Source organism: Kitasatospora sp. NPDC052868, assembly GCF_044547105.1.
Taxonomy (GTDB): Bacteria; Actinomycetota; Actinomycetes; order Streptomycetales; family Streptomycetaceae; genus Kitasatospora.
Window position 1 is genome coordinate 749979 of sequence record NZ_JBITZW010000001.1, and the last position, 11560, is coordinate 761538.

The following is an 11560-nucleotide window of genomic DNA, read 5'->3' on the forward strand; positions in this document are numbered from 1 at the left end:
CGCGGAACGGCGGGTGCCGACGGAACGGGGGCGGTCAGCCGCCGTACTGGGCGAAGATCTTCGCGAACTCGTACGGCTGCTGCGCGATGTTGGTGCACTTGAACAGCGCGCCGGTGCAGGCGTTGGCGTCCCGGGTGGCGTCCCAGAAGGCCAGCTCGCCGAGGTGGTGCTGCTTGGCGAAGGCGACCAACTGCTGGGCGTCCGCCTGGTTGTAGATCTGGTGGTCGTCGTTCTCCCCGATCATCGGGGTGACGCCGACCATGGCCCAGAGCTGGGCGTCGGTCTTCGCCGGGTAGAGCGCCTTGAGCTGCCCGTACAGCGCCTGGGCCGCCTGGACGGCGGCGTCGCCGTAGTCGGAGCCGATCCGGTAGTAGTCCATCGCCATGATGTTCACCAGGTTGACGTCCACGCCGGCGTCCCGGGCCGAGCGGACGATGGCGACGCCCTCGGAGGTCAGGCCCTCGGGCAGCACCGGCAGGGTGAAGGAGACCTTCAGCCCGGGGTTGGCCTTCTGCAGCTTGGCGAGCGCGGCGGACCGGCGGTCGTTGGCGGCGGTGTCGGCGATCGCGGCGCCCTCGATGTCGAAGTCGACGAAGCGCAGGTTGTAGGCCTTGACCACGGCGTCGTACTCGGCGAAGAGCGAGTCCACCGTGCTGCAGGCGGCGGCGAGTTCGGTACCGCTGGCGCCGCCGAAGGACACCTTCACGTCGCCGCCGGCCGCGCGCAGCGCGTCCACCTGGTCCTTGGCCCAACCGGTGCGCGGGTCATAGGCGTTGAACCAGCTGGCCTTGCAGCCGACGCCGGTCACGAAGCCCATGGTGAAGGACTTCAGGTTGCCGGCCGCGGCCATCGCGGGCATCGACGGGGTCGGCCAGGCGCCCATGTCGATGTAGGGGGCGACCGGGACGGCGACGCCGGGCGGCGTGGTGGTCGGCGTGGTGGTCGGCGTGGCGGTGGGGGAGGCGGTGGGCGTGGTCGAAGTGGGCGGCGGGGTACTGGGGTTGCCTCCCGGGCCGGTGAGCGCGACGTCGTCGGCGAGGTAGCCGCCCTGCCCGTACCAGCCGTGCAGGTACACGGTGACGCTGGTGGTGGCCGGGCCGGTGGTGAAGGTGGTGGACAGCTGCTGCCAGCCGGTGCCGCCTGGCGTCCAGACGGCCGGGTCGGTGACCCCGCTGCCGGTCGCACCGAGGTAGACGTACGGGCCCTGCACCCAGGCGCTCAGGGTGTACTTGGTGTTGGGCTGCACGGCGACGCTCTGGCCGCACTGCGCGGTGTCGCCGCTGCTCACGGCTCCCTTGAGCGCGTACGAGCCGCTGTGCGCACCGGCGTTGACCACGCTGCCGGTGCCGGCGGAACAGCTCCAGGGGCCGAGCGAGCCGCTCTCCAGGCCGGGGTTGGCGAGCAGGTTGCCGTCGGCCGCGCCGGCGTTCCCGGCGAGGGTGGCGAGCCCGCCGGCCGCCAGGGCGGTGGCGGCGGCAAGGGTGAGCAGCTTGGTGCGGACGGCGGGGCGGCGGTGCGTGGTGGCGGGGTGGTGCGCGCGTGGCATGGGGGTGCCTCTCGGGACGGTGCCCCGCCGCCTGCGGGAGTGGGGGTGCGCGGCGGCGGGGCTGGGGGCGTGATGTCCGGTGCAAGGGAGGTGCGCGGTGCTGAGCATCAAACTGGACTAGACCAGCTGTGCACGTCAAGCATTAACGGGACATCAAAAGGCGCGGCGCAGCCCGTCTTACACAGTGGTTAAGGTTCCCGCGCCGCCCCGACATGGCCCTACGGTGTCGCGATGACCAGAGACCTGCGCATCTGCTTCATCGGCGACTCCTTCGTCCAGGGCATCGGGGATCCGGAGTTTCGCGGCTGGGTCGGCCGGGTCCTCCAGGCCGTCGGCGGGGACATCACCGCCTTCAACCTGGGCATCCGGCGGAACACCTCCGCGGACGTGCTGCGCCGCTGCTGGGGGGAGATCGACGCGCGGACCCTCCCCGATGCGGACAACCGGCTCGTCGTCTCGTTCGGCAGCAACGACACCTCGCTGGAGGACGGCCGGTCGCGGGTGGCGCCGGACCGGTGCGTGGAGAACCTCGCCGCGCTGCTGGACGGGGCGCGGGAGCGCGGCCTCGGGGTGCTGGTGGTGGGGCCGCCGCCGGTGGTCTGCTGGGGCGAGGAGCACCTGGGCCGGCTGCTGGGGCTCGCCGACGCGCTCGCGGCGCTCTGCGCCGAGCGCGGGGTGCCCTTCGTCCGGGTGACCGGGGAGCTCGCCGCGGACCGGGACTGGGTGTCCGAGGCCCTGGCGGGTGACGGCGCGCACCCCGGGGAGGGCGGCTACGGGCGGCTCGCCGCGCTGGTGCTGCGGGCCGGCTGGCGGCGCTGGGCGGCCGGCGGGGAGCTCCGGGAGGACGGCGCTTGACCTTGAGTGCACTCCAAGGTGGAGGCTGATGCCTGTTGATCCGCGCTACGAAGGAGCACCGGAAGATGCGTACCAGCACGCTTGGCAGCCAGGGTCCGGAGACCGGTGTGGTCGGCCTCGGCTGCATGGGGATGACCTGGGCCTACGACCTGCACAACCGCGACGACGAGACCTCGGTGAAGGTGATCAGGGAGGCGCTGGACCTCGGCGTCACGCTGATCGACACCGCCGACATCTACGGTCCGTACAGCAACGAGGAGGTGGTCGGCGCGGCCCTGGCCGGCCCGTACCGGGAGCGCGCGGTGCTCGCCACCAAGGTGGGTCTGGTGCCGGGCACCGACGGCCGGCGGGTCGGGAACAACGGCCGGCCGGAGCACGTGCGGCGCTCGATCGACGAGAGCCTGCGCCGCCTCGGCACCGACCACGTCGACCTGTACCAGCTGCACCGGGTGGACCCGGAGGTGCCGATCGAGGAGACCTGGGGCGCGCTCGCCGAGGTGGTCGCGGCGGGCAAGGCGCGCCGGATCGGCCTCTCCGAGGTGGGCGTCGAGGAGATCAGGCGGGCGCAGGCGGTGCACCCGGTGGCCTCCGTGCAGTCGGAGCTGTCGCTGTGGACCAGGGACGCCCTGGCCGAGGTGCTGCCCTACACCGAGGCGGAGGGCATCGCCTTCCTGCCGTTCTCGCCGCTCGGGCGGGGCTTCCTCACCGGCAGCATCTCCTCCGCGGACGAGCTGCCCGCCGACGACTTCCGCCGCTCGCTGCCGCGCTTCCAGCAGGAGGCGCTGACGGCCAACCTGGCGCTGGTGGAGAAGGTGAAGGAGGTCGCCGCCCGGGTCGGCGCGACGCCCGCGCAGGTGGCGCTGGCCTGGGTGCTGGCCCAGGGCCGGTACGTCTTCCCGATTCCGGGCACCAAGACGCCGCGCTACCTGGCGGACAACGCTGGTGCGGCCGGGGTGGTCCTCGGCGCGGCCGACCTCGCCGAGCTGGACGCGCTGCCCGCGCCGACCGGCGGGCGGTACTGAGCCACCGGGCGCCGAGGGGGTGGCGGCCCACCTCCGCGGCGCCCGGCTCAGCGCTCCATGACCCAGATCATCTTCCGGCCGGTCTCGCCCGGCGCCCGGACCGCCGCGTCCACCACCCGGTCGAGCCGGTAGCCGAGCTTGCGGGGGACGGCGGCGCTGGCGCCGTTCGCCTCGTCGCAGTGGATCTCCACCCGCTCGACGCCGGGCAGTTCGAGCGCCGCGGCGGTGAGCGCCCGGGCGGCGGCGGTGGCGATGCCCCGCCCGGTGTGCGCGAAGCCCACCCAGTAGCCGAGCTCCAGCGCGCCGGGGCCGATCCGGCCGTGCAGCCCGAACGCGCCGACCACGCTGCCCGGGACGGCGTCCAGGCCGGCCAGGTACATGAAGTCGGTGCCCGCCTCCCACGCGTCGGCGCCGGCCTCGACCAGCTCGGCGGTGACCTCCGGGCTCGGCGCCTCGGCCGCCCACTCCATCCACGGCCGCAGATGGTCGAGGTCGGCCAGCACGGCCGCGTTGAGCGCGGCCGCGTGCCGGCCGGCCCGGCGGTGCAGCGACACCCCGCCGGCCAGCGCCAGCAGCTCGGGCGGCCGGCCGGCGCTGACCTCGCGCGGTTCGGCGGCGGCCGCGCGCGGTCGGGCGGCGGCCCCGCGCGGTTCGGTGGCGCCGGGCCCGGGGGCCTGCCCGGACTGTCCGGCCTCTGCGCCGGAGAGCGGCATGACGTGACTCATGCCAGCGATTATGTCGGCCGCCAGGGCGGGTCACCACCGATTACCGGACGCCGCCGCGGGCGCGTCAGAGGCGCACCAGGACGTCGTCGAGCTCCTTGCGCCGAAGATCGGGCACGCGCGCCCCCTGCGCCGGGTACCCGACCGGGATCACGTACGCGGCCCGCTCCTCGGCGGGGCGCTCGCACACCTCGTTGAGGAACTTCATCGGGCTCGGGGTGTGGGTCAGCGTGGCCAGCCCGGCCTGGTGCAGCGAGGCGAGCAGCAGTCCGACCGCGATGCCCACCGACTCCTTGGTGTAGTACGGGCGCGGCGAGTGCGGGCCCTTGTGCACCTCGAAGACGACGATCACGGCGGGCGCGTCCTCCAGGAACGGCTTGCGCCAGTCGGTGCCGATCGGGGCCAGCGCGGTCAGCCACTCCTCGGAGGCCCGGTGCGCGTAGAACTCGCGCTCCTCGGCCTCGGCGGCCTCCCGCAGCCGCCGCTTGCGCTCCGGGTCGGTGATCACCACGAACCGCCAGGGCTGGACGTGCGCGCCGCTGGGCGCGGTGTTCGCGGTGCGGATCGCCCACTCGACCACGCCGTCCGGGATCGGGTGGGTCGCGTAGTCGCGGACGGTCCGGCGCCGGGCCATCACGTCGTGGAAGGACCTGCTGCGCGCCTCGGCCTCGTGGGCGGGCACCGTCATCGGGCTCAGCGGGACGGTCGGGTGGGGCGTCCCTGCCACTGCACTGTCAACCATGGCCGACAGCACAGCACATGACGGGCGGCCGGGGAAGAGGCCGGTCCAGACCACTCCCCGACCGCCGGTCCCGGACAAGGCCTCGGCCGGGCGGCTCAGCTCTCGCGGACGCGCCCGCCCCCGACCTCGATCCGCCGGTTCACCGACACGGTGTCCAGCATCCGCCGGTCGTGCGTGACCAGCAGCAGCGTGCCGGTGTACGAGGCCAGCGCCGACTCCAACTGCTCGATGGCGGGCAGGTCCAGGTGGTTGGTGGGCTCGTCCAGCACCAGCAGGTTGACCCCGCGCGCCTGGAGCAGCGCCAGCGCCGCCCGGGTGCGCTCGCCGGGGGAGAGGGTGCCGGCCGGGCGCAGCACGTGCGCCGCCTTCAGCCCGAACTTGGCGAGCAGGGTGCGCACCTCCTCCGGCGAGAGCTCCGGCACGGCGGCCGCGAAGGCGTCCGAGAGCGGCTCCCCGCCGAGGAACAGGCCGCGCGCCTGGTCCACCTCGCCGACCACCACGCCCGAGCCCAGCACGGCGCTGCCGCCGTCGAGTTCGAGCCGGCCGAGCAGCGCGGCGAGCAGCGTGGACTTGCCCGCGCCGTTGGCACCGGTGATCGCGACCCGGTCGGCCCAGTCGATCTGCAGGTCCACCGGGCCGAAGGCGAAGTCACCGCGCCGCACGGTCGCCCCGCGCAGGGTGGCCACCACCGAGCCGGAGCGCGGCGCGGCGGCGATCTCCATCCGGAGCTCCCACTCCTTGCGCGGCTCCTCGACCACGTCCAGGCGCTCGATCATCCGCTGGGTCTGCCGGGCCTTGGAGGCCTGCTTCTCGGTGGACTCGGTGCGCATCGCGCGGCCGATCTTGTCGTTGTCGCTGGACTTGCGGCGCGCGTTGCGCACCCCGTGCTCCATCCAGCCGCGCTGCATCCGGGCCCGGGCCTCCAGGCCGGCCTTGGTGTCGGCGTACTCCTCGTAGTCCTCGCGGGCGTGCCGGCGGGCCACCGCGCGCTCCTCCAGGTACGCCTCGTAGCCGCCCCCGTACACGTTGACCTGCTGCTGGGCGAGGTCCAGCTCCACCACCCTGGTCACCGTCCGGGCCAGGAACTCGCGGTCGTGGCTGATCAGCACGGTGCCCGCGCGCAGGCCCTTGACGAAGGACTCCAGACGCTCCAGGCCGTCCAGGTCGAGGTCGTTGGTCGGCTCGTCGAGCAGGAAGACGTCGTAGCGGGAGAGCAGCAGCGAGGCCAGGCCTGCGCGGGCGGCCTGGCCGCCGGAGAGCGCGGTCATCGGCAGGTCGAGCGAGACCTTCAGGCCGAGCGAGTCGGCGACCTCCTCGGCCCGCTCCTCCAGGTCGGCGCCGCCGAGCTCCAGCCAGCGGTCCAGGCTCTCCGCGTACGCGTCGTCGGCGCCGGGGCGGCCGTCGACCAGGCCCTCGGTGGCCTCGTCCAGTGCGGCCTGCGCGGCCGCGACGCCGGTGCGGCGGGCCAGGAACGCGCGGACGGACTCGCCCTCGTTCCGCTCCGGCTCCTGCGGCAGGTGGCCGATGTTGGCGCTCGCCGGGCTGAGCCGCAGCGAGCCGCCCTCGGGGGTGTCCAGTCCGGCCAGCAGCCGCAGCAGCGTCGACTTGCCGGCGCCGTTCACGCCGACCAGCCCGATCACGTCGCCGGGGGCGACGACCAGGTCCAGGCCGGAGAAGAGGGTGCGGTCGCCGTGTCCGGCGCTGAGGTCCTTGACTACGAGTGTGGCGCTCATGATGCCCCCGATTCTAGGAGATTCGGCGGGCTGCCCGGGGTGGCACGGGACGGCGCAGGGGCCGCGGCACCGGTCGCCGCGGCCCCTGCGGGGTCAGGATGTGCCCGAGGTCACTTGGACTTCTTGGCGAAGTAGTCCAGCATGTGCGCGGCCACGTCCTCCAGGTAGGGGCCCGCCTCGTAGGTGTTGGCGGCGTTGCCGACGGAGGTGTCGCTGACCAGGACCTGCTTGCCGTCCTTGGTGGCGAACCAGCCGCCGCCGCTGCTGCCGCCGGTCATGTTGCAGCCGATCACCAGCATCGCCGGGCGGCTCGGGTCGCCGCCGGGCTTGCGGACCGGCGCCTTGCCGCTGTCGCAGTGGTCCAGCTCGGTGCCGTCGAAGGGCTTGCCGGCCGGGTAGCCGTAGCTGTTCACCGCGGTCAGCTGCTCGCGCGGGGCGTTGAACCAGATCGGGACGGAGCCGCCGACGGTCTCCTCCAGCGACTTCCCGCCGGACGGGTTGGCGACCTTGATGATGCCGAAGTCGTACTGGCTCCACGGGCCGCCGTGCTCCGGGTCGGCCTCGCCCGCCCACTGTGGGGAGACCATGCCGCCGACCGCGCCCCACTCGCCGTACGGCTCGGCGGCGGCCTCGTCGCCCTTCTTGCCGCCGCTCAGCGCACCGTTGCTGTTGTACGCCGGGGCGAAGCTGATGTTGGTGTAGTACTTGCCGCCCTTGCCGCCGTGCAGGCAGTGGCTGGCGGTCCACACCAGGTTGCTCTTGCCGGGGTTGAGCGGGTCGGAGACGACGGTGCCGGAGCACACGTAGTCCTCGTTGCCGTCCTTGAAGAAGATCTTCCCGTTGACGTGCAGGTTCTTCGCGAACGGGTGCGCGGCCGGCTTGGCCTCGATCACCTGCGGCATCGGGTCGCCGCCGCCGGGGGGCGGGGTGACCGGGGCCGGCGCGGTCGGCTGGGCCGTGGGCTGCGCGGTCGGCTGCGCGGGCGGCTGCGTCGGGTCGGGCTGGGGGCTCGGCATCGGCTTCGGCTTTGCGTCCAGCAGCTTCTGGAGGGTCCAGTAGCCCTTGACCGCCGGGGTGATGACGTTCTGCTGGGCCCACTTGTCCCAGTCCTCGAACTTCCAGCTCTTCAGTTCCTCGACCGTCGGCAGCTTGATCGGCGCGGCGCCGGTCTTGCCGGGGGGCGCCGTCGTGGTCCCGGCCGCGGTCGGTGCCGCCGTCTGCGCGCCGGCCGGGTCGCTGTTGTCCGGGCCGCAGGCGGTCGCGAGGACCATCGTCAGGGTGACGGCGGACGCGCCCAGCGCAGCACGCTTCGTACGGGATATCGGTGACATCGGATCAATTCCCCCTGTGAACGGTGCCCCTGCGCTACGAGCCGCAGGCGTGGCAGGTGAGGAGTCTGCCATGCGGACCAGGGGCTCTTCACGTACGGCCCGGTCCGGGACGCTCCTGTCACCGGATCGGCACCGGATCGGCACGGTGTAGGCACCGGGCACGATCCTCCGCCCACGGACCACCGGTTCCGGGCCCCCGCCCGAAAACCGGTTGCAGGGCCGCGGGGCCTTTCGTAGCGTGATCAGTGCCACCCGCCAGAACAGGAGAAGGCCGTTGCTCTACTGAGGTCCCGAGACACCGCCCCGCCGCGCCACAGCCGTACCGGCATGTGCGTGCGCCGCGCGAGTGTGCGACCTCAGTGGTGAGCCGGCCCGGTGTTCCTCCGGTCGCGGGTGCTCCCACGTCTCCGCCGCACCTGCGCCGTACCCGCGGTGTCTCCCGTGTTGCTCCCTCGACCAGATTCGGCAACCACCGGGAGGCCATCCATGGCACAACCCACCATCTCCGTCCTCTGCTCCGACCTCTCCTTCGAGTGGCCCGACGGCAAGCCCGTCCTGGACGGCTTCAACCTCGCCGTCGGCCCCGGCCGCACCGGCCTGATCGGGCTGAACGGCGCGGGCAAGTCCACCCTGCTGCGGCTCGTCGCGGGTGAGCTCGCCCCCACCGGCGGCACCGTCCGGGTCGCCGGCGAGATCGGCTACCTGCCGCAGGGCCTCACCCTCGACACCGGACTGCGGGTCGACGAGGCGCTCGGCATCCGGACCGCCCGCGAGGCCCTGCACGCCATCGAGTCCGGCGACACCGACCAGCGCCACTACGACGCGCTCGGTGACGACTGGGACGTCGAGGAGCGCGCCCGCGCCACCCTCGACCGGCTCGGGCTGCAGCGGCTCGGCCTCGACCGCACCACCGGTGAACTCTCCGGCGGGGAGGCCGTCCTGCTGCGCCTGGCCGCGCTGCTGCTGCGCCGCCCCGACGTCCTGCTGCTCGACGAGCCCACCAACAACCTCGACCGGGCCGCCCGTGAGCGGCTCTACGAGACGGTGGCCGGCTGGAGCGGGGTGATGCTGATCGTCAGCCACGACCGCGAACTGCTCCAGCACGTCGACCAGATCGCCGACCTCAGGGCCGGCGCCGTCACCTGGTACGGCGGCAACTTCGCCGCGTACGAGCACACCCTCGCCGCCCAGCAGGAGACCGCCGAGCGGCTGCTGCGCACCGCCGAGGCCGATGTCCGGCGCCAGAAGCGGGACTTGGTCGACGCCCGGACGAAGCTGGAGCGCAGCGCCAGCTACGGCAGGCAGCGCTCGGTCACCCGCAACGACCCGCACATCTTCGCCGGCAAGCTGAAGCGCCAGGGCCAGGAGACGGCCGGCCGCCTCCAGGGCATGCACAACGAGCGGCTGGAGGACGCCAGGCAGCGCCTCACCGCCGCCGAGGAGGCCGTCCGGGACGACGCCGAGATCCGGATCGACCTGCCCCGGACGAACGTCCCGGCCGGCCGCACCGTGCTCACCCTCGACAAGGTCCGGCTGCCCTACGGCATCACCGCCGACCTCGACCTGCGCGGCCCCGAGCGGGTCGCCCTGGTCGGCCGCAACGGCGCGGGCAAGTCCACCCTGCTGCGCGCCATCGCGGGCGAACTCGCCCCGCTGGCCGGGGAGGTGACCGCCCCGGTGCCGCTGCGCCACCTGCCGCAGCGGCTCGACCTGCTGGACGACGGCCTGACCGTCGTCGGGAACGTCAAGCTCTTCGCCCCGGGGGCGGGGGACAACGCCGTCCGGGCCCGGCTCGCCCGGTTCCTGTTCCGCGGCGGCCGGGCCGACCAGCCCGCCGCCACGCTCTCCGGCGGGGAGCGCTTCCGGGCCACGCTGGCCGCCCTGCTGCTGGCCGACCCGCCGCCGCAGCTGCTGCTGCTCGACGAGCCGACCAACAACCTGGACCTGGCCAGCGTCCGCCAGCTGACCCAGGCGCTCGCCGCCTACCAGGGCGCGCTGATCGTCGCCAGCCACGACCTGCCGTTCCTGCGGGGGCTCGGTCTCACCCGCTGGCTGGAGCTGGACGGCGAGCTGCGGGCGGTGGACCCGATGTAGTGCCTCTCCTTCCCGGGGGCGGATTTCCCCGGGGGCGCGCGGTGGTCGGGCTCGATCCGGCTCAGGCCTCGGCCGGCCGCAGTCGGGCCCTTACGAGCGTGCCGAGCCGGTCCAGCCCGACCACGGTCGCCGCGAGCACCACGAACTCCACCGTGAGCAGCGCGATCTGACCCCACACATAGCCGTAGCCCTTGGTGGTCGGGTCGAAGAAGAAGTAGGGGTAGGGCATCGGGTAGTTGGAGAACAGCGCGTTGCGGGCCAGCACGATCGCCGCGTAGCCGAGCGGGAAGGCCAGCCAGAGCGGGATGTCCCGCCAGGCGGAGGCGTTGCGCGGCTTCAGCGTCAGCCAGTCGATGATCACCATCACCGGCGTGACGTAGTGCAGGAAGAAGGAGGACCAGTGGGCCAGCTTGTCCGGCCCGTCGAACAGCCCGGGCAGCGGGTTGGCGCCGTGCTCCAGCAGGACGTGCGAGACCAGGCCGGTGATCAGGATGTACAGCGTGGCGGCCCCGCGCAGCCGGGGAGCGGGCGCGTCGACGGTGTCGCGCTTGACCATCCAGTACACCGCGCCGAGGAAGTAGCCGAGCACGATCACATTGCTCTGGATCGTGAAGTACACCAGCGGCGCGGTCTGCAGGGTCAGGCCGAGGCCTGCCGAGAGCACGATGCCCAGGCGCCACCAGAGCGCAGGGCGGGTCCGGACTGACATGCGGCCACCAGTTCGTTTCAGGCGATACGGGAGGTATCGGACGGCTTGACCGCCGAACTCTACTCGCTGGTAGCCAAAAGGCGGAAGAAACGTCACTGCAGCTGCCCGTGCCGCCCCCCGTCACCCGGGCAGCACGAACCCCGACTCGTACGCGGTGATCACCGCCTGGGTGCGGTCCCGGGCCCCGAGCTTGCCGAGCACGCTGCCGACGTGCGTCTTGACCGTCTCCTGGCTGACCACCAGGCGCCCCGCGATCTCGCCGTTGTTCAGCCCGGCCGCCATCAGCCGCAGCACCTGGCCCTCCCGGTCGGTGAGCCGGTCGATCGGGCCGCGCCCGCCCCGGCCTGCCTCGGCCCGCCGGGCCGGCTCCCGGCGCAGCGCGAGCTCGCGCACGGCGGCCGGGAAGAGCAGCGAGTCCCCGCGCGCGACCAGCCGCACCGCCTGCACCATCTCCTCCGCCCGGGCCCGCTTCAGCAGGAACCCGCAGGCGCCCGCCCGCAGCGCGTCGTACACGTGGTCGTCGTGCTCGAAGGTGGTGACCACCAGGATCCGCGGGGGCTCGGCCATCCCGGCGACCAGCTGCTCGGTGGCCCGGATGCCGTCGATGCCGGGCATCCGGACGTCCATCAGCACCACGTCCGGCCGCAGCTCGCGCACCAGCGGGACGACCTCGGCGCCGTCGGCGGCCTCGCCGACCACGGTGAGGTCCGGCTCGGCGTCGATCACCACCCGCAGGCCCGTCCGCACCAGGCGCTCGTCGTCCGCGATCACCACCCGGATCGTCTCGTTCGTGCCGGCCACCGTGC

The 11560-nt window shown here is 73.4% G+C and carries 10 protein-coding genes; 3 read left to right on the forward strand and 7 right to left on the reverse strand.

Going from position 1 to position 11560, the window contains the following annotated elements:
* Positions 1 to 34: 34 nt before the first annotated feature.
* Positions 35 to 1546: a carbohydrate binding domain-containing protein gene (locus ACIGZJ_RS03300; RefSeq protein ID WP_396455663.1), complete on the reverse strand. Its 1512-nt coding sequence runs from the start codon at positions 1544 to 1546 to the stop codon at positions 35 to 37.
* A 231-nt stretch (positions 1547 to 1777) separates the two neighbouring features.
* Here ACIGZJ_RS03300 and ACIGZJ_RS03305 point away from each other — a divergent pair, with 231 nt between their 5' ends.
* Both ACIGZJ_RS03305 and ACIGZJ_RS03310 read left to right on the forward strand, forming a co-directional pair.
* Positions 1778 to 2401, forward strand: coding sequence for a GDSL-type esterase/lipase family protein (locus ACIGZJ_RS03305; RefSeq protein WP_396455664.1), 624 nt, complete (start codon positions 1778 to 1780; stop codon positions 2399 to 2401).
* 65 nt (positions 2402 to 2466) lie between these two features.
* On the forward strand, positions 2467 to 3423 hold the full coding sequence (locus ACIGZJ_RS03310; RefSeq protein ID WP_396455665.1) for an aldo/keto reductase: 957 nt from the start codon (positions 2467 to 2469) through the stop codon (positions 3421 to 3423).
* A 47-nt stretch (positions 3424 to 3470) separates the two neighbouring features.
* Here the strand turns inward: ACIGZJ_RS03310 and ACIGZJ_RS03315 are convergent, their stop codons facing one another.
* From ACIGZJ_RS03315 to ACIGZJ_RS03330, 4 genes are all read right to left on the reverse strand, one after another.
* Positions 3471 to 4148 carry a GNAT family N-acetyltransferase gene (locus ACIGZJ_RS03315; RefSeq protein WP_396455666.1) on the reverse strand — a complete coding sequence of 226 codons (678 nt, stop codon included), beginning with the start codon at positions 4146 to 4148 and terminating at the stop codon, positions 3471 to 3473.
* A 64-nt stretch (positions 4149 to 4212) separates the two neighbouring features.
* On the reverse strand, positions 4213 to 4887 hold the full coding sequence (locus tag ACIGZJ_RS03320) for a nitroreductase family protein (RefSeq protein ID WP_396455667.1): 675 nt from the start codon (positions 4885 to 4887) through the stop codon (positions 4213 to 4215).
* 95 nt (positions 4888 to 4982) lie between these two features.
* A complete protein-coding gene (locus ACIGZJ_RS03325; protein WP_396455668.1) occupies positions 4983 to 6620 on the reverse strand; it encodes an ABC-F family ATP-binding cassette domain-containing protein in 1638 nt (545 codons plus the stop codon).
* Between the two features lie 110 nt (positions 6621 to 6730).
* On the reverse strand, positions 6731 to 7951 hold the full coding sequence (locus ACIGZJ_RS03330) for a trypsin-like serine peptidase (protein WP_396455669.1): 1221 nt from the start codon (positions 7949 to 7951) through the stop codon (positions 6731 to 6733).
* A gap of 486 nt (positions 7952 to 8437) precedes the next feature.
* Between ACIGZJ_RS03330 and ACIGZJ_RS03335 the strand changes: the two genes are divergently transcribed.
* Positions 8438 to 10045, forward strand: coding sequence for an ABC-F family ATP-binding cassette domain-containing protein (locus ACIGZJ_RS03335; RefSeq protein WP_396455670.1), 1608 nt, complete (start codon positions 8438 to 8440; stop codon positions 10043 to 10045).
* Between the two features lie 61 nt (positions 10046 to 10106).
* On the opposite strand, the gene ACIGZJ_RS03340 is transcribed toward ACIGZJ_RS03335, so the two are convergent.
* Both ACIGZJ_RS03340 and ACIGZJ_RS03345 read right to left on the reverse strand, forming a co-directional pair.
* Positions 10107 to 10754 (reverse strand): Pr6Pr family membrane protein, encoded by a 648-nt coding sequence (locus ACIGZJ_RS03340; protein ID WP_396455671.1) that lies wholly within the window; start codon positions 10752 to 10754, stop codon positions 10107 to 10109.
* Between the two features lie 120 nt (positions 10755 to 10874).
* Positions 10875 to 11555, reverse strand: a complete 681-nt coding sequence (locus ACIGZJ_RS03345) for a response regulator (protein ID WP_396455672.1) — start codon at positions 11553 to 11555, stop codon at positions 10875 to 10877.
* Positions 11556 to 11560 lie beyond the last annotated feature (5 nt).